Origin of the sequence: Gemmobacter caeni (genome assembly GCF_003054195.1) — a bacterium.
GTDB lineage: Bacteria > Pseudomonadota > Alphaproteobacteria > Rhodobacterales > Rhodobacteraceae > Gemmobacter > Gemmobacter caeni.
In genome coordinates, this window is record NZ_QBKP01000009.1 from 72,619 (window position 1) to 89,816 (window position 17,198).

The 17,198-nt window shown below is 65.3% G+C and carries 18 protein-coding genes; 8 read left to right on the forward strand and 10 right to left on the reverse strand.

Annotated features, from left to right (window positions below; translation table 11 throughout):
- Nucleotides 1-71 precede the first annotated feature (71 nt).
- The 4 genes from C8N34_RS14700 (at nucleotide 72) to C8N34_RS14715 (ending at nucleotide 3,963) form a co-directional block, all read left to right on the forward strand.
- Nucleotides 72-503: an Lrp/AsnC family transcriptional regulator gene (locus tag C8N34_RS14700; protein WP_054304499.1), complete on the forward strand. Its 432-nt coding sequence runs from the start codon at nucleotides 72-74 to the stop codon at nucleotides 501-503.
- Nucleotides 504-697: 194 nt separating this feature from the next.
- Nucleotides 698-2,671 (forward strand): heme lyase CcmF/NrfE family subunit, encoded by a 1,974-nt coding sequence (locus C8N34_RS14705; protein WP_108129451.1) that lies wholly within the window; start codon nucleotides 698-700, stop codon nucleotides 2,669-2,671.
- A 4-nt stretch (nucleotides 2,672-2,675) separates the two neighbouring features.
- Nucleotides 2,676-3,122, forward strand: coding sequence for a cytochrome c-type biogenesis protein (locus C8N34_RS14710; RefSeq protein WP_108129452.1), 447 nt, complete (start codon nucleotides 2,676-2,678; stop codon nucleotides 3,120-3,122).
- 67 nt (nucleotides 3,123-3,189) lie between these two features.
- Nucleotides 3,190-3,963, forward strand: a complete 774-nt coding sequence (locus C8N34_RS14715) for an enoyl-CoA hydratase-related protein (protein ID WP_108129453.1) — start codon at nucleotides 3,190-3,192, stop codon at nucleotides 3,961-3,963.
- 38 nt (nucleotides 3,964-4,001) lie between these two features.
- Here the strand turns inward: C8N34_RS14715 and ilvN are convergent, their stop codons facing one another.
- Both ilvN and C8N34_RS14725 read right to left on the reverse strand, forming a co-directional pair.
- Nucleotides 4,002-4,562, reverse strand: coding sequence for an acetolactate synthase small subunit (ilvN, locus tag C8N34_RS14720; RefSeq protein ID WP_054304456.1), 561 nt, complete (start codon nucleotides 4,560-4,562; stop codon nucleotides 4,002-4,004).
- A gap of 97 nt (nucleotides 4,563-4,659) precedes the next feature.
- Entirely contained in the window at nucleotides 4,660-6,426 is a 1,767-nt protein-coding gene (locus tag C8N34_RS14725; protein WP_054304498.1) for an acetolactate synthase 3 large subunit, read from the reverse strand.
- Nucleotides 6,427-6,924: 498 nt separating this feature from the next.
- Between C8N34_RS14725 and C8N34_RS14730 the strand changes: the two genes are divergently transcribed.
- Nucleotides 6,925-8,790 carry a PhoX family protein gene (locus C8N34_RS14730; protein WP_108129454.1) on the forward strand — a complete coding sequence of 622 codons (1,866 nt, stop codon included), beginning with the start codon at nucleotides 6,925-6,927 and terminating at the stop codon, nucleotides 8,788-8,790.
- Nucleotides 8,791-8,917: 127 nt separating this feature from the next.
- Here C8N34_RS14730 and C8N34_RS14735 read toward each other — a convergent pair whose 3' ends face one another.
- Nucleotides 8,918-9,334 (reverse strand): GNAT family N-acetyltransferase, encoded by a 417-nt coding sequence (locus C8N34_RS14735; protein WP_054304454.1) that lies wholly within the window; start codon nucleotides 9,332-9,334, stop codon nucleotides 8,918-8,920.
- 245 nt (nucleotides 9,335-9,579) lie between these two features.
- Here C8N34_RS14735 and C8N34_RS14740 point away from each other — a divergent pair, with 245 nt between their 5' ends.
- Nucleotides 9,580-9,888 (forward strand): DUF2834 domain-containing protein, encoded by a 309-nt coding sequence (locus C8N34_RS14740; protein ID WP_054304453.1) that lies wholly within the window; start codon nucleotides 9,580-9,582, stop codon nucleotides 9,886-9,888.
- 105 nt (nucleotides 9,889-9,993) lie between these two features.
- Here the strand turns inward: C8N34_RS14740 and C8N34_RS14745 are convergent, their stop codons facing one another.
- From C8N34_RS14745 to C8N34_RS14775, 7 genes are all read right to left on the reverse strand, one after another.
- Nucleotides 9,994-10,392: a VOC family protein gene (locus C8N34_RS14745; protein WP_054304452.1), complete on the reverse strand. Its 399-nt coding sequence runs from the start codon at nucleotides 10,390-10,392 to the stop codon at nucleotides 9,994-9,996.
- Nucleotides 10,389-11,225 carry an arginyltransferase gene (locus C8N34_RS14750; RefSeq protein ID WP_054304451.1) on the reverse strand — a complete coding sequence of 279 codons (837 nt, stop codon included), beginning with the start codon at nucleotides 11,223-11,225 and terminating at the stop codon, nucleotides 10,389-10,391. Before C8N34_RS14750 ends, C8N34_RS14745 begins: the two co-directional genes overlap by 4 nt.
- 136 nt (nucleotides 11,226-11,361) lie before the next feature.
- On the reverse strand, nucleotides 11,362-11,811 hold the full coding sequence (locus C8N34_RS14755) for an RDD family protein (RefSeq protein ID WP_108129455.1): 450 nt from the start codon (nucleotides 11,809-11,811) through the stop codon (nucleotides 11,362-11,364).
- A 67-nt stretch (nucleotides 11,812-11,878) separates the two neighbouring features.
- Nucleotides 11,879-12,343: a DUF2852 domain-containing protein gene (locus C8N34_RS14760; protein ID WP_108129538.1), complete on the reverse strand. Its 465-nt coding sequence runs from the start codon at nucleotides 12,341-12,343 to the stop codon at nucleotides 11,879-11,881.
- A 137-nt stretch (nucleotides 12,344-12,480) separates the two neighbouring features.
- Nucleotides 12,481-12,822, reverse strand: coding sequence for a DMT family transporter (locus tag C8N34_RS14765; RefSeq protein ID WP_108129456.1), 342 nt, complete (start codon nucleotides 12,820-12,822; stop codon nucleotides 12,481-12,483).
- Complete coding sequence (locus C8N34_RS14770; protein ID WP_158640696.1) at nucleotides 12,819-13,379, reverse strand: TetR/AcrR family transcriptional regulator; 561 nt, start codon at nucleotides 13,377-13,379, stop codon at nucleotides 12,819-12,821. Before C8N34_RS14770 ends, C8N34_RS14765 begins: the two co-directional genes overlap by 4 nt.
- A gap of 51 nt (nucleotides 13,380-13,430) precedes the next feature.
- Nucleotides 13,431-13,901 (reverse strand): YbaK/EbsC family protein, encoded by a 471-nt coding sequence (locus tag C8N34_RS14775; RefSeq protein WP_108129458.1) that lies wholly within the window; start codon nucleotides 13,899-13,901, stop codon nucleotides 13,431-13,433.
- Between the two features lie 118 nt (nucleotides 13,902-14,019).
- On the opposite strand from C8N34_RS14775, the gene C8N34_RS14780 reads away from it, so the two are divergent.
- Both C8N34_RS14780 and C8N34_RS14785 read left to right on the forward strand, forming a co-directional pair.
- Nucleotides 14,020-16,815: a [protein-PII] uridylyltransferase family protein gene (locus tag C8N34_RS14780; RefSeq protein ID WP_108129459.1), complete on the forward strand. Its 2,796-nt coding sequence runs from the start codon at nucleotides 14,020-14,022 to the stop codon at nucleotides 16,813-16,815.
- On the forward strand, nucleotides 16,805-17,071 hold the full coding sequence (locus C8N34_RS14785) for a hypothetical protein (RefSeq protein WP_108129460.1): 267 nt from the start codon (nucleotides 16,805-16,807) through the stop codon (nucleotides 17,069-17,071). Before C8N34_RS14780 ends, C8N34_RS14785 begins: the two co-directional genes overlap by 11 nt.
- Nucleotides 17,072-17,198 lie beyond the last annotated feature (127 nt).

Here is a 17,198-nt window from a genome sequence, read left to right on the forward strand (position 1 = left end):
CGGCAGCATCCAGCGGCATTATGAGCATTATGCGCGAAGAATTCAGCGGGATGAAAAGGAAAACCGTCGAAATGGACGAAATCGACCAAAGGCTGATCGCTGAGTTGCGCCGGGATGGCCGGGCGGCCCTGTCCGAACTTGCTGATCGCCTTGGCCTCAGCCGTGCCACGGTGCGCGCCCGGATGGAGCGGCTGACCGCACGGGGCGAGATTGCTGGGTTTACCGTGCTCACCCGCGCCGATGTCACCGCTGCCCCGGTGCGCGGGCTTATGATGATCGGGATCGAGGGGCGCGGCGGCGAAAAGATCATGGCGCGCCTCGCTGGTCTGCCTGCCGTCATGGCGGTGCATTCGACCAACGGCAAATGGGATCTGATCGTGGAACTTTCGACCCAGACGCTGCTGGAACTCGATGAGGTGATCCACCGCATCCGCAATATCGAAGGCGTCACCACATCCGAGACCAACCTTCTCCTCTCCACCCGCAAGGCGGGCCGACGCTGATCATTTTCTGTCCACAAATATCCCGGGGGAATCGCGCGGCACGCGCGATGGGGGCTGGCCCCCAAATCTTTTCAACGAAAAGATTTACAAATTTCTTCAAAGAAATTTGGGCGCGCCGGTTGCGACGCTTGGGCGCAGCCCCATGGCGGCGCGCGGCGTCTTGTCCTATGATCCCGCCTGCAAGGGAGACGCGCATGATTTCAGAGCTTGGGCATTTCGCGCTGGTGCTGGCACTGGCGGTGGCCGTGGTACAGGCGGTGGTGCCGCTGATCGGGGCGCAGAAGCGCTGGTCGGGGTGGATGGCAGTGGCCGATCCGGCGGCGGTCGTGCAGTTTGTGCTGATCGCGGTGGCCTTCGGGGCACTGACCTGGGCTTTCGTGACCTCGGATTTCTCGCTGCGTCTTGTGGTGCTGAACAGCCATACCGACAAGCCGATGCTCTACAAGGTCTCGGGCGTCTGGGGCAACCATGAGGGGTCTCTGCTGCTCTGGGTGCTGATCCTTGCCGCCTATGGCAGCGCGGCGGCGCTGTTCGGCGGCAACCTTCCCGCAACGCTGAAGGCGCGGGTTCTTTCGGTGCAGGGGATGATCGGGGTGGCTTTCCTCGCGTTCCTTCTGTTCACCTCCAATCCTTTCCTGCGTCTGGCCGAACCGCCACTGAACGGTGACGACCTGAACCCGCTGCTGCAAGACCCCGGTCTCGCCTTCCATCCGCCCTTCCTCTACCTCGGCTATGTCGGGCTCAGCATGGCGTTCAGCTTTGCCGTCGCGGCGCTGATCGAGGGGCGGGTTGATGCCGCCTGGGCACGCTGGGTCCGGCCCTGGACACTGGCGGCTTGGATCTTCCTGACCATCGGTATCGCGCTGGGGTCGTGGTGGGCCTATTACGAGCTTGGCTGGGGTGGCTTCTGGTTCTGGGACCCGGTCGAAAACGCCAGCTTCATGCCCTGGCTGTTTGCCGCGGCCCTGCTGCATTCCGCCATCGTGGTGGAAAAGCGCGAAAGCCTGAAGGCATGGACGATCCTTCTGTCCATCCTCGCCTTCGGATTCTCGCTGATCGGCACGTTCATCGTACGCTCGGGTGTCATCACCTCGGTCCATGCCTTTGCCAATGACCCAGAACGTGGCGTGTTCATCCTGATGATCCTTGGTGTCTTCATGGGTGGCGCGCTGACGCTGTTTGCCGCCCGTGCCGGCGCGATGGAGGCGAAGGGCATCTTCGCCATGGTCAGCCGCGAAAGCGCGCTGGTGGTGAACAACCTGCTGCTGGCAGTTGCGGCCTTCGTGGTCTTTGTCGGCACGATCTGGCCCTTGGTGGCCGAGATGCTGTGGGACCGCAAGCTGAGCGTCGGCGCCCCGTTCTTTGACGCGGCCTTCTCGCCCTTCATGATCGGTCTGGCGGTACTTTTGCCCATTGGCGCGATGCTGCCGTGGAAGCGGGCCGAGGTCGGGCGCGTGTTCCGGCAACTGATCCCCGCGCTGATCCTGGCAGTGGCCTGTGGTTTGCTGGCCTGGGCGCTGGAAACCGGCCGTTCGGCGGTGGGGCCGGTGGCGGCGGCGCTTGGCGCCTGGCTGGTGTTCGGCGCGCTGACCGACCTTTGGGCGCGCACCGGGCGTGGCGCGGTCCGCGGGCGCCTGCAACGCCTTGGCCGTCTGCCGCGCGCCGACTGGGGCCGCGTGACCGCCCATGCCGGGCTGGGCGTCACGATGATTGCGGTCGGCGCGATGAACGCCTGGGCGACCGAGATCATCAAGGTCGTGCAGGTGGGCGAAAGCTTCCCGCTGCATGGCTATGAGGTGACGCTGAACAAGGTTGAACAGGTCGAGGGTCCGAACTACCTGTCCACCATGGCCGAGATGGCGGTGCGCCGCGACGGGCGCGAAGTGGCGGTGCTTTACCCCGAAAAGCGCGTCTATCCGGTGCAGGCCATGCCGACCACAGAAGCCGCGCTGGATTACGGCTTTTTCCGTGACATCTATCTGGTGATCGGCGATCCGCAGGATAACGGCGGCTGGGCGATCCGGGGCTACTGGAAACCACTGGCGAACTGGCTGTGGATTGGCGCCGCGCTGATGGCGCTGGGGGGGCTTCTGTCCCTTTCGGACCGCCGCTACCGCGTGGCGGCAGGGGCAGCCCGGCGCGCGGCTGCCCCGGTCGCGGCGGAGTAACGCGATGCGCCTGATCCTTGCCCTGTGCCTGTCGCTTCTGGCCTTCCCCGCGCTGGCGGTCCAGCCGGACGAGGTGCTGCCCGATCCGGCGCTGGAGGCGCGCGCGCGCGCTATCTCGCAACTGCTGCGCTGCCCGGTTTGTCAGGGCGAGAATATCGACGATTCAAACGCCGACATCAGCCGCGATCTGCGCCTTCTGGTGCGGGAACGGCTGGTGGCTGGCGACAGCGACGACGCGGTGATCGACTTCGTGGTGGATCGCTATGGCGAGTTCGTGCTGTTCGAACCGCGCGCCACCGGCTCGAACCTTGTTCTCTGGCTGGCCGGTCCGGGGATGCTGCTGCTGGGCGGGATCGCCGCCTTTGCCTTCCTGCGCCGCCGCGCGGCCCAGCAGACCGAGGCGCTGAGCGCCGAGGAAGAGGCCCGGCTGAAAGAGATTCTGAAAGAGTGACGCGCCGTTCCGCTTTCCCCCCGGTGCCCGGCGGCTAATCTGCCGGGCAAAGGAAAGGGAGGCAGAATTGGACCCGATCATTCTGGAAGAACAGGGCGGCATCGCCACGATCACGCTGAACCGGCCGCAGGTGATGAATGCCCTGTCGTCGGAGCTGCGCAAGCAGATGCTGGCCGCAATCCGGCAGGCCGAATCCAGCGCCCGCGTCATCGTTTTCTCCGGCGCCGGAAGGGCTTTCTGCTCCGGTCAGGATCTGGCGGATGCACAGGGTATGGGCACCGACGTCCCGTTCGAGAAAATCCTGAACGAGGAATATGTGCCGCTCCTCAATGCGATCTATGATTGCCCGGTGCCGACCATCGCCGCTGTCAATGGCGCGGCGGCCGGGGCGGGCGCCAATCTGGCGTTGGCGGCGGATGTGGTGATCGCGGCGGAAAGCGCGAGCTTCGTGCAGGCCTTCACCCGGATCGGCCTGATCCCCGATGCGGGCGGCACCTGGTGGCTGCCGCGCCAGATCGGCGCCGCGCGGGCAATGGGCGCCTGCCTCTTCGCCGACAAGGTCACGGCGCGGCAGGCAGAATCCTGGGGCATGATCTATGAATGTGTGGCGGATGACGCCTTTACCGCCCGTGTCGCCGAACGCGCGACCCATCTGGCCAACGGCCCGACCGCGGCCTATCGCGCGCTGAAACAGGCGCTGCGCGGGTCGCTGTCGAATGACCTGCAAGCGCAACTGGCGCTGGAGGCCCGGCTGCAGGAGGCGGCAGGCAAGACCACCGATTTCCGCGAAGGGGTGGCCGCCTTCCTTGAAAAGCGCCCGCCGCGCTTTACTGGGGCATGAAGCAAGGGCTGCCCCGGCAAGGGGCAGCCACCAGTCGCTCAGGCGCCGCGCGACAGCGCCGCAACGCCGGTCCGCGCCACTTCCCGCAGACCCAGAGGCCGCATCAGCTCGGCGAAAGCGTCGATCTTCTCCGGCGTGCCGGTCATCTCGAACACAAAGCTTTCCAGCGTCGAATCAACCACATTGGCGCGGAAGATCTCGGCCAGACGCAGCGCCTCGATCCGTGCATCGCCTTTTCCGGCAACCTTCAGCAGCGCCAGCTCGCGTTGCACCGCCGGCCCCTCGACCGTCAGATCGTTCACCGCATGCACCGGCACCAGACGGCCCAGCTGCGCCTTGATCTGCTCGATCACCTGCGGCGTGCCGCGCGTGACGATGGTGATGCGGCTGCGGTGGCCGGTATGATCCACCTCCGCCACGGTCAGACTGTCGATGTTGTAGCCACGGCCCGAAAACAACCCGATAACGCGGGCCAGAACCCCGCTTTCGTTATCGACAAGCACGGCCAGCGTATGGCTTTCGATCACCTCGGCATAAGGATCGCGGAGGTCGTAGGCGGAATGGCTCGACGAGCCCTTGGTGATATTGAGCGCCGACATGGGGGCTCCCTTTCATTTTCTGTCTGAAAATATCCTCGGGGGGAAGGGGCGCGCTTGCGCGCCCCTGTCGGGGGGCAGACAGCCCCCCGTGCAAGGGTCACACCAGCACCGCGCCGCCAGCCTTGATCACGCCCTGCGTCTCGGCCTCGCCCAGCAGCATCTCGTTATGCGGCTTGCCCGAGGGGATCATCGGGAAGCAGTTCTCGTGCTTCTCGACCAGACAGTCGAAGATCACCGGCCCGTCGTAGCGGATCATTTCCATGATCGCATCGTCCAGATCCTTCGGGTCGCTGCACTTGATGCCCTTGCAGCCGAAGGCCTCGGCCAGTTTCACGAAATCGGGCAGGCTTTCCGACCAGGAATGGCTGTAACGCTCGCCATGCAGCAATTCCTGCCACTGACGCACCATGCCCAGCCGTTCGTTGTTCAGGATGAACTGTTTGACCGGCGCGCGGAACTGCATCGCAGTGCCCATTTCCTGCATGTTCATCAGCCAGGACGCCTCACCCGCCACGTTGATGACCAGCGCCTCGGGGTGGGCCACCTGCACGCCGATCGAGGCGGGCAGGCCGTAACCCATCGTCCCCAGGCCGCCCGAAGTCATCCAGCGGTTCGGTGCGTCGAAGCCCAGGAACTGTGCCGCCCACATCTGGTGCTGGCCGACCTCGGTGGTGATGTAGCGATCCATCCCCTTGGTCAGCGCCTCCAGCCGTTGCAGCGCATATTGCGGCTTGATTGTCTTTTCGCTGTTCTTGTAGTCGAGGCAGTCCACGGCTTTCCATTCCGTGATCTGTGCCCACCACTTCGCCAGACCTTCCTTGTTCACCTTGCGCCCGCGCGATTTCCAGATGCGGAGCATATCCTCCAGCACATGGCCCACGTCACCGACGATGGGCAGATCGACGCGGATCACCTTGTTGATTGACGAGGGGTCGATGTCGATATGCGCCTTCACCGAATGCGGGCTGAAATCGGCGACGCGGCCGGTGATCCGGTCATCGAAGCGGGCGCCGATGTTGATCATCAGGTCGCAGCCGTGCATCGCCAGATTGGCCTCGTAAAGCCCGTGCATCCCCAGCATGCCCAGCCAGTTCCTGCCGCTGGCCGGATAGGCCCCCAGACCCATCAGGGTCGAGGTGATGGGGAAGCCCGTCGCATCCACCAGTTCGCGCAAGAGCTGGCTCGCGGCGGTGCCCGAGTTGATGACGCCGCCGCCGGTGTAGAACACCGGGCGTTCGGCCTTCTCAAGCAGTTCGACCAGTTTCGTGATGGCCTCGATGTCGCCCTTCACGCGCGGCTGGTAATGCGAGGTCTTGATCTTCTCGCGCGCCACATATTCGGCCTGGGCGAATTGCACATCCTTCGGAATGTCCACCAGCACCGGGCCGGGACGGCCCGAGGTTGCCACATGGAAGGCGGTATGAATGGTTTCCGCCAGTTTCGCGGTATCCTTCACCAGCCAGTTCATCTTGGTGCAGGGGCGGGTGATGCCCACGGTATCGGCTTCCTGAAAGCCATCGGTGCCGATCATGAATGTCGGCACCTGACCCGACAGCACCACCAGCGGGATCGAATCCAGCAGCGCATCGGTCAGCCCGGTCACCGCATTGGTGGCGCCGGGGCCGGAGGTCACCAGCACCACCCCCGGTTTCCCGGTGGAGCGGGCATAGCCTTCGGCCATGTGCACCGCGCCCTGTTCATGACGGACGAGAATGTGCCGGATGTCGTTTTGCAGGAAGAGTTCGTCATAGATCGGAAGCACGGCGCCGCCGGGGTAGCCGAATACGACCTCGACCCCCTGATCCTTCAGCGCCTTCACGATCATCTTTGCGCCCGTCATGGCGCTCGCATTCGCCTGAGTCATGTTCTCTTCCTTCTTGCCGCTTGCACCGCGGCTGGCACGTTCTTGCCGCGATACCGCGGCGGGCACTTCTTGCCGCAATATCGCGGCGGGCACGGGTATGAAAAAGCCCCCGGAGTTTCCTCGGGGGGCGCATGGGGAACCGAGATGGTCTGCCGTTACCGGCCCATGCGCCCAATCCCTACGATGACGAGAAGCGACATCATGTCGTGTCCCCAGTGGCTTGATTCAGTGCAGCGGACCTTATGAGCGGCGGCGGGGGGCGTCAATGGCAAAAATCCAAGAAAAATGTCGCAGTGACGCAGAAAGTTGAACTTTTATTGCGTTTACTGGCAATTAATGGAAATAACTGCAAAATACATGGGTCGGGGAAGGGGCGAGTCGCCGCGTCATGCAACCTTCGCAAGGCTGTAACCCCCGTGTCACCTCCGACTGGCAGTCAGCCGGAAGGGTCCCCGAAGGTGACGGAGGGGCGCCGATCCAGCCTTTCAGGAGCCAGTGATGACCGACCGCTTTTCCTTCGACGACTTCGACGAGGCCCGCAGCCCGCGTGCCGAAACCACCGATTTCGACCGTATCGTGGCGAGTGGCCTGTCGCGTCGCGGCTTCCTGACCGGGCTCGTGGCTTTCGGCTCGGGTGCCAGCGTCATGGGCAGCCTGCTGCGCGGCACGGCGGCAGAGGCCGCGACCGCCCGTTTCGCCTTCACGCCGATCCCGGTCGCCACCGATGGCACCGTACATGTGCCGGAAGGCTATGAATGGAAGCCGGTGGCGCGCTGGGGTGATGCGCTGTTTTCCGATGCACCGGCCTATGACGCGGCAAAGGGCGTGCCCTCGCAGGGGGCCGACCGGGTGTTCGGTGAAAACACCGACGGGATGGAGCTGTTCAATATCGGCGGCCATCAGGTCATCGCGGTGAACCATGAATATGTGAACCCCGAGATCAACCTGCCGGCGGAGCAGGAGGAAAAGGTCAAGTCCGAGGCCGATGTGCGCCTGCTGCAAAACCTGCAGGGCGTGACGGTGATGGAAGTCGCGGAAGGGCCGGATGGCTGGGCCATTGTGCCCGACAGCCCGTTCAACCGCCGCATCACCCATCTGACGCCGATGCGCCTGTCCGGCCCGGCGGCGGGGCATGAGCTGCTGCGCACCCCGGCTGATCCCGCTGGCACCGAGGTTCTGGGCACGCTGAACAACTGCGGCGCAGGCAAGACGCCCTGGGGCACCTATCTGACCTGCGAGGAAAACTTCAACGGGTACTTCGGTGCGACCGATGTCGGGGCAAAGCTGCCCGAAGCCTTCGCCCGGTACGGGATCGAGGCGGAATCGGTCTATGGTTACGAACAGTTCGATCCGCGTTTCGATCTGGCGAAGAACGTGAATGAACCCAATCGCTTCGGCTATGTGGTCGAGATCGACCCGGCCGATGCCACCTCGAAGCCGGTGAAGCGTACCGCCCTCGGCCGCTTCAAACATGAAAACGCCGCCTGCACCCTGGCGCGCGACGGGCGCGTGGTGGTCTATCTGGGCGATGATGAACGTGGCGAGTTTCTGTACAAATTCGTCTCGACCGGCGTTTACGCCCCCGGCGCGCCGACCGATGCGCTGCTGGATGAAGGCCAGCTTTACGTCGCCAAATTCGCCGAGGACGGCACCGGCAAGTGGCTTGCCCTGACGCCCGAGGCGACCGGCATGACGGCGGCGGAAATCTGCATTCACACCCGTCAGGCCGGGTCGAAGGTTGGCGCCACCACCATGGACCGCCCGGAATGGGTGGCGGTGAACCCCCGCGCGATCGAGGCCTATTGCGCCCTGACCAACAACAAGAACCGGGGTATGAAATCCAATGCCGGTGGCGACGAAACCCCGGTGGGCGGTCCGAACCCGCGTGCCGAAAACCATTATGGCCAGATCGTGCGCTGGTATCCGGCGGACGAGGATCACGCGGCCGACAGCTTCCGCTGGGATCTCTTCGTGATGGCGGGCAACCCCGGGGTGCACAAGGATGCCTATGCCGGATCGTCCAACATCAACGCGGGCAACATGTTCAATTCGCCCGATGGGATGATGTTCGATCAGACCGGAATGCTGTGGATCCAGACCGATGGCGAAGACAGCAACGAGGGCGATTTCGCCGGGCAGGGCAACAACCAGATGCTGGTCGGTGACCCGGCCTCTGGCCGGATCGAGCGGTTCCTGACCGGCCCCAAAGGCTCGGAGGTGACGGGCATGACCTTCTCGTCGGATCGCCGCACGGTCTTTGTGGGCATCCAGCATCCGGGTGGCGATTTCCCTGATATGGCAGGTGGCCTGCCGCGCTCGACCCTTATCGCCATCCGCCGCACCGATGGCGCGACGCTGGCCTGAGCGTTAACGCATGGTACGAAAGGGGCCGTCGCAAGCGGCTCCTTTTGCTGTGACTGGCAGAGCGTTGTGCCGGATGACCTGTGGGTAAGCGTGCCGTGTCAGCCGTGCAGGGCAGGCGGCCCGAGCGTTACCGCGCCCGACGCGCCATGCCGAGAGAGCGGGGCGCCGTCTCCACAAACCCGAACTTTTCGTAAAGCTTATTTGCCGGAACGTCGGCGATGAGGCTGACATAGGCTGATGCGGGAAGCCGGGTTGTGACAAACTCCATCAACTCCCCCATGATCGTCTTGCCCAGCCCCTGTCCCTGATCCGACGGGGTCACGGCAATATCCACGATCTGGAAAAAGCACCCGCCGTCCCCGATCAGCCTGCCCATGCCTGCGACGCGGTCGCCATGCTCAAGCACCACGGCAAAGACTGTACCGGCGAGGCCTTTCGTGGCGGCCTCTTCGGAAAACGGGCTCAGGCCCGCCTCTGCGCGAAGCTGCATATATTCGCCGACAGTGGGTGTCCGCCTGACAACCTTGTAGGTGTTTCCGGCCATGTTCGGCTTCCTTTCGGGATCGGTTTGCACTTGCAGAAACAGCACCCTAGTGAGTTTGGCTGTCGACTGCAAAGGTCGCGGGTCCTCTTTTGGGTGTCCGGCAGAGGTTCCATTCAATCCTGCCAGCCTGAGGTCTCCGACCCGCCCCCGAACCTCCGGCTGCTATAGCGCCCGCGGTCAACCTTTGCTAATGCCTCTCGAAAGATCATCTGGATACGAAAGACTTTTCCAAGGGGGATAAACATATGACAATCAGGAACTTTTATCTCCTGATGGCGATTGTCGGGACCGGGGTGCCATGGTTATTCTTCGGCTCTTTTTTCGCGCAGCACGGGCTCGCGCTTCCGCTCTTTATTCAGTCGCTGTTCGCAAACGGGCCCGCTGCGGGCTTCTCGGCAGATGTGCTCATTTCGATTCTGATATTCTGGGTATGGTCCTGGTCTGACGCAGCGAAGCACAAGGTCGAGCGGTGGTGGCTGGTTCTGCCCGCAAGTTTCTTCGTGGGTCTTTCGCTGGCGCTCCCGCTCTACCTGTATCTGAGAGAGCGGGACTGACGAGGGCGACCATCAGTCCCGCGCTCCAGTTCATTATGGGGGGCCGATCCCCCCGAGTATTCCATCCCGCGAAGCGCTGGCCTCGTGCGCTCCGTTCAGATGGCCTCAATGCCGTTGCAGCAGATCCCAGCGGTTGCCGAAAGGATCGCGCCAGACCGCGACGGTGCCATAGGGTTCGTGGCGCGGGGCTTCCTCGAAGATGGCGCCTGCGGCCAGAAGGGCGGCGTGGTCGCGGGCGAAATCGCCGGTTTCCAGAAACAGCCAGACCCGACCCGCGCCCTGCCTGCCGATGGCGGCGCGCTGTTCCTCCGTGTCGGCGCGGGCCAGCACCAATACCGGGCCACCGCCGGGCGGCGCGACGGTGATCCAGCGTTTGCGGCCCTGATCGACATCCTCGATCAGCCGGAAGCCGAGCCTCTGGACATAAAACGCCAGCCCCGCCGCGTAATCCGGCACGATCAGCGCCAGCGCGGCGATGCGCGCATCCGAAAGCGGTGCGGTCATTCGTGATGGGGGCGGGCTTCGGGCAGGGCGATGCGCGCCACCTGTTCGGCGATCGGGTCGACGGACAGCGGGTGCAGTTCCGCCGTGTGATCCTCGGGGCTGCCGATGTCCTGCCACTGGCCAGCCTTGTAAAGCTCCAGCGCGGCGAAATTCGCCTTGTAACCCATCTTGCGGCTGCCCGGCACCCAGTAGCCCAGATAGACATAAGGCAGCCCGGCCTCGCGCGCGATCTCGATATGGTCAAGGATCAGATAGGTGCCCAGGCTCTGCGCCGTCAGGTCAGGGTCATAGAAGCTGTAGACCATGCTCAGCCCGTCATCGAACACATCGGTCAGACAGACGGCGGCCAGCGGCCGGGCGCGGCTGCCATCCCCGGCGGGGCGGGTATATTCGATGACACGCGACCGGATCGGGGTTTCCTCGATCATCGCGGCAAATTCGAAGATGTCCATGTCGGCCATACCGCCATCGGCATGGCGATGATCCAGATAGCGACGGAACAGCGCGAACTGATCTTCGGTCGCCCAGGGGCTTGTGGCGTTGCGGCGCAGATGGGCGTTGCGGCGGAGGATCTTGCGCTGCGTGCGGTTCGGTTCGAAATCCGCGACGCGGATGCGGGCCGACAGACAGGCAGAGCATTCGGCACAGGAGGGCCGGTACAGCACGTTCTGGCTGCGCCGGAACCCCTGCTTGGACAGCGCATCATTCAGCCGCTGCGCATGTTCGCCCTGAAGGGCTGTGAACAGCTTGCGCTCCATCCGCCCGTCCAGATAGGGGCAGGCTTGTGGGGCCGTCACATAGAACTGCGGCGCGATGGGGACCGTGTGGCGCATCTTGGCGGGCGGGCCTGTCCGGTTGCGGGATGGGAAAGGGCTTTGTCGCGCGAAGCCTAGCAAGCCCGCGCCCGCTCGCCAAGACCGGATTGCGAGAGGATGAAAAGCCGGGCAGTGGCCCGGCTTTCGTCAGGGTTCAGCGCGGACGGTTGATCGCCACCGTGCCCAGAACGTGATCGCTGAGCCCCTGACCGCGGGAGGAGGTCGCCATCAGAAAGACCGACAGCACCTGAACCAGCAGCGTACCGATGGACAGCGTGTAACCCAGCGTGTGCAGGAAGGCATGGGCGAAATCGAATTTCTCGCCATTGCGGGTCAGGAAGGTGATGTTCATCAGCCGCATGCCGGGCGTGGCCGAAGAGGAGGCCAGCGTCAGCACCCGATAGGCAAAGCTGACACAAAGATACAGCAGCGGCAGGAAGAACAGCGCCGTGAAGGCGGTGAATGGCACGATCATCGCAGTGATGATCGCGGTCAGGATCACATCCACCACCCAGGCAAGGCCCCGCTTCATCGTCACGCCTTCATAGAATTCGGCGTGGCGTTCGGGGTCGGGCAGGAAGTGGTCTTCGCTGTTGGCATACATCGGCGGCGGTCCTTGGTTCGGGCCTCGGTTCGGGGAAGGGCGGGGGCCGAAGCCCCCGTCCTGTGGATCAATACGCGCCGGGGGCTGCCGGTTCCTCGGCTTTGGGTTCGGCGGCACGGCGGGCGCGTTCATCCATGAAGCTGTCGAATTCCTGCTTGTCCTTGGCTTCGCGCAGGCGTTGCAGGAAGCTTTCGAAAGCCTCTTGCTCGGTTTCCAGCCGCTTCAGCGTTTCGGCCTTGTAGGCGTCGAAGGCGGTATTGCCCGAGCTGCGGAAGGCGGCATGGTCATGGTGATGGTGGCGGTGACGGCAGAACATGGTGTCATCCTTTCGGTCGGAGTAGCTGGAGGATCTGAACTTGCCGGCGAAGATCATGTAGGCCAGCAGCGCGAGGCCCACGGGCCAGACGAAGATGAAGCCCAGCACCATGGCGGCGATCCAGGCGAGCTTGCCGCGCTGGTCCAGCCAGCCTTCGGCGCGGCGGAAGATGTTGGTGGGGCCGCTCGGCACGGCGGTGGAGGTGGCGTAGGACATGGCGGTCTCCCGGTTGCGTTGGATGTGAATTGCTTTCACATGATCCGAGATGCGCATGGGACGCCCCCGCTTCAAGGGCTGATGTGAAAGATTTTCACATTTTTATCTGACGCAGGGGAAGCCGGGTCGCCAAGTGCTTAATGCGGCAGGCTTTTCGACATCAGATTGATGACCGCGACCCCGGCGATGATCAGCCCGAGCCCGGTCAGGGCCCAGAAATCGAGGCTCTGGCGCAGGAAAACCACCGAAACGGCGGCGATCAGCACGATGCCCATGCCACTCCAGATCGCATAGACGATGCCAACGGGCAGAACACGCACCGCCAGTGACAGGCAATAGAACGACACCCCATAGCACAGCGCCATGATGACGGTGGGCAGGGGGCGGGTGAATTGCTGTGTCGCATTCAGAAGCGAGGTGCCGATGACCTCCAGCGCGATGGCGAAGCCAAGGATGGCATAGGTGGCGGGCAGGGTCATGGCGCGTCCTTCCGGGTGCGGGCAAGAAGATGAGCAAACAGCGCGTCCGGCCCCGGCGGCACGGGGACCGATCCGAAGACGCGCGACATCCAGTAGCCGTCGGCCGCCAGCCGCACCGCCACCAGCGCGGTGTTGCTGTCCGTGTCGGCATGAACCGCCATCTGCGCGGCAATCCAGTCGCGCCACAGCCCGGCCAGTGCCGTATCGGCAAGGCTGCGCAGCGAGGGCGCGGCCCAGGGGCTGTGCGGGCTGGCGGGATGGAAGATGCAGTGCAGATAGGCGCGGGTCAGAACGCCGTGCCCCCCTGCATCCTTGGCCAGCGCCGCCTGAAACTCGGCGTCGATCCGGGCAAGGATTTCTGCCGCTACCGCCTCGACCAGCCCCTGACGATTGCCAAAGTGGTGAAAGAGAGCGCCTTTCGTCACGGCGGCTTCAGCCGAAACCGCAGGCAGGGCCAGCGCCGCCAGCCCCTCGGCCAGCGCCAGCCGCACGCCTGCGTCCAGCAGGGCCTGCCGGGTGGCCTCGGGCGTTTTAGGGCGGCGATGGGCGTCTGACACGGCGGAGCATCCGGGGATTTCCCCAGAAAGATACCGTAGGGTATGTTTTCGTCAAGCCGTGAAATCGGCCAGTTTGGCGCCGGTGATGCGCAGCAGTTCGCCCGGCTCGATGGGGAAGATGTGACGCGGGGTGCCCGCCGCCGCCCAGACCTGCGCGAAATCCATCAGGCGGGGGTCAAGGAATTCGGGGCTGGGTGTCAGATGCCCGACCGGGCTGACCCCGCCGATGGCAAAGCCCGTCACCGCACGCACTTCCTGCGCATCAGCGCGACCCAGGGGCTCCCCGGCGAGGGACGAGGCTTTGACCGCGTCGATCCGGTTGCCGCCCGCCGTCAGGAACAGGTAAAGCCGCCCCGAACCTTCGCCCCGGAACAGGATGGATTTCACGATCTGGTCCAGCGCGCAGCCCGCCGCCGCGGCCGCCTGTTCGGCAGTGCGGGTTTCGGCGGGCATCTCGACCGGGCGCGCGGCGACCCCGGCGGCCTCCAGCGCAGCGGTGACACGGGCAAGGCTTTTCGACATCGGCACATCCTTCGCAGGGCACAGGGGGGATACGGCCATTCCCGGTGCGGCGGGTCAAGGGGGCGCAGGGTCGGTTCCGCCCGTTGACGCGGGCGTGGCCGGGCGCCATGGTCGCGGCATGACACAGACGCATTTCGCCGCCCGCCTGACCCGCTCGCCCATCGCTTTCGACCCCGAGGCCGGGGCGGATGCCGCCGCGAGTTTCGCCGATCTTGCGCCCGAACTGCGCGGGTTGCTGGCCGGAACGGCGGGCTGCTCGCCCTATCTGAAAGGGCTGATGGGGCGCGAGGCCGACTGGCTGCGCGCCGCACTTGCCGGGGCGCCGGAAGCTGCCATCGAGGCAGTGCTGGAGGGGCTGGACGAGGTGCCGCTGGACGGCCTGGGCAGCGCCTTGCGGCAGGCCAAGCGGCGGGTGGCGCTACTGACCGGGCTGGCCGATCTGGGCGGCGTCTGGCCGCTGGAGGCGGTGACCGGCGCGCTGTCGGCGCTGGCCGACCGGGCGGTGGACCTCAGCCTCAGGCGGCTGGTGGCCGATGAAATCCGTCGTGGCAAACTGCCCGGTCAGCGTCCCGAGGATGCCGAAACCGCCGCCGGGATGGTGGTGCTGGCCATGGGCAAGGGCGGTGCGGGCGAGCTGAATTATTCGTCCGACATCGACCTCGTGTGTCTGTTCGATCAGGACCGTTATGGCGAAGACTGGCAGGAGGCGCGGATGGGATTCATCCGCGTGACCCGCAAGATGGCGGCGCTGCTGTCCGACATCACGGCCGAGGGTTATGTCTTTCGCACCGACCTGCGGCTGCGGCCCGATGCGGCGGTGACGCCGGTCTGTATCTCCATGGCGGCGGCGGAAGCCTATTACGAGGCGCAGGGCCGCACCTGGGAACGCGCGGCCTATATCAAGGCGCGGCCAGCGGGCGGCGATCTGGCGGCGGGGGAGCGGTTCCTCAAGGCGCTGGTGCCCTTCGTCTGGCGCAAGCATCTGGATTTCGTGGCGATTCAGGATGCACATGACATGCGGCTGCGCATCCGCGATCATCGCGGGCTTCACGGCCCCATCTCGATCGAGGGGCATAACATGAAGCTCGGCCCCGGCGGCATCCGCGAGATCGAGTTCTTCACCCAGACCCGGCAATTGATCGCGGGGGGGCGCGACCCGTCCTTGCGCGACCGGACCACGGTGGGGGGGCTGGCCGCGCTGGCGGCGGCGGGCTGGGTGCCGGGCGAGGTGACGGACGAGCTGACCGCGCTTTACCGCGCGCATCGGGAAATCGAGCACCGCTTGCAGATGGTCGCCGATGCCCAGACCCATGACATGCCGAACAGCGCCGAGGGTGTCGCGCGCATCGCGGCCTTCTGCGGCGAGGGCGATGTGGCTGCCTTCCGGGCAGCGCTGAAGGCGCGGCTGGAACGGACCGAGGCGCTGACCGAGGGTTTCTTCGCCCCCGGCGCCGCCGAGGAAGGGCCGGAGCTTTCGGACAGCGCGCGCGAGATCGTCGATGGCTGGCGCGCCTATCCGGCGCTGCGATCGGAACGCGCTGTGCGCATCTTCAAGCGCCTGCGTCCCACGCTGCTGCGCGCGCTGCAAAAGGCGGCGAACCCCGACGAGGCGCTGCTGGCCTTTGACGGGTTCCTCAAGGGCCTGCCCGCAGGGGTGCAGCTTTTCGCGCTGTTTGACGCCAATCCGGTGCTGGTCGATCTGATCGTGGACATCGCCGGCACGACGCCCGCGCTGGCGCGTTACCTCAGCCGCAACGCCGGGGTGCTGGATGCGGTGATCGGCGGCAGCTTCTGGGCCCACTGGCCCGGCACCGCTGACCTGCGTGCCAACCTGACCGCGACGCTGGGGGAGGTGGCGGATTACGAGGCGAAGCTTGATACCGCGCGGCGCTGGATGAAGGAATGGCACTTCCGCATCGGCGTGCATCACCTGCGCGGGCTGATCGACGCCTTCGAAGCCGGGAAAAGCTATGCCGATCTGGCGGATGCCATCGTGGGTGCGCTCTGGCCCGTGGTCAGCGCCGAATTCGCCCGCAAGCACGGGCCTGCGCCAGGGCGCGGGGCGGTGGTGCTGGGCATGGGCAGCCTTGGGGCCGGGCGGCTGAACGCCGGATCTGACTTGGACCTGATCGTCATCTATGATGCGCAGGGCGCGGAAAACAGCGAGGGGCCGAAGCCGCTTGCGACGCGGCCCTATTTCGCCCGGCTGACGCAGGCCATGGTGACGGCGCTGACTGCCCAGATGCCGGAAGGGCGGCTTTACGAAGTCGACATGCGGCTGCGCCCCTCGGGGCGGCAGGGGCCGGTGGCCACCTCGATCACCAGCTTCTGCAGCTACCAGATGGACGAGGCCTGGACATGGGAGCATCTGGCCCTGACCCGCGCGCGGGTGCTGGCGGGTGATCCGAACCTTGCCGCTGATCTTGAGGGGGTGCGGCGCGAGGTGCTGGCGGCCAAGGCGGGCGGCGACAGCGTGCTGTCCGATGTGGCCGAGATGCGCAAGCGCCTGCAAGCGGCCAAGCCCCCGGCCGGCTCGTGGGAGGCGAAGAACGGGGCGGGCCGCCTGATGGATATTGAGTTGCTGGCGCAGACCGCCTGCCTGCGCGTGGCCGATCCGGCGCGGCGGGTGGAACAGCAACTGCGCGCGGGCGTAAAGCGCGGTTTCCTGTCGGTTTCCGACGAGCAGGTGTTGCTGGATGCCTACAGGCTTCTGTGGCGGTTGCAGGCGGGAACGCGGCTTCTGACCGACCGGACGCTGGACCTCGACACTGTGGGCGAGGGCGGACGCGCCTTTCTGGTGCGCGAGACCGGGGCGGCAGACGGCGCGGATCTGTCGGCGCGGCTTGAGGCGGCGGTTGCCGCGGCGGCGGCGGTGATCGACGCGCGGCTGGGAGAGACGACAGATGCAGCTTGAAGAAGCGGACCCCAAGGGGCTGATACGCGAAAGCTATAACATCGACGGGATCACCGACGGCGAATGCCGGTCGATCTTCATCGACTGGGCGCTGAGCCTGCGCGCGGGCACCGAAACGCCCGAGGCGCTGAGCGTGCTGCTGGCGCGCTATGGCGCGGCGGCGGATCACCCGATGACGGCAATCCTTGAAGCCGCGCGGGCCGCGCCCGAAGCGCCGCGCCGTCGCGGTGGCCGCATCGGCCGCATGGCGGGCTGAGCCCCATCCGGCGATCTGTCGCGGACCCCCGGCGCTTCGCCCGGTTCTGCCCGGTTGAACCTGCCCGCGTTTTCCGACATTTTGCGCCACGACAATTTCGCCGCCACCCGAAACAACGACAGGGACA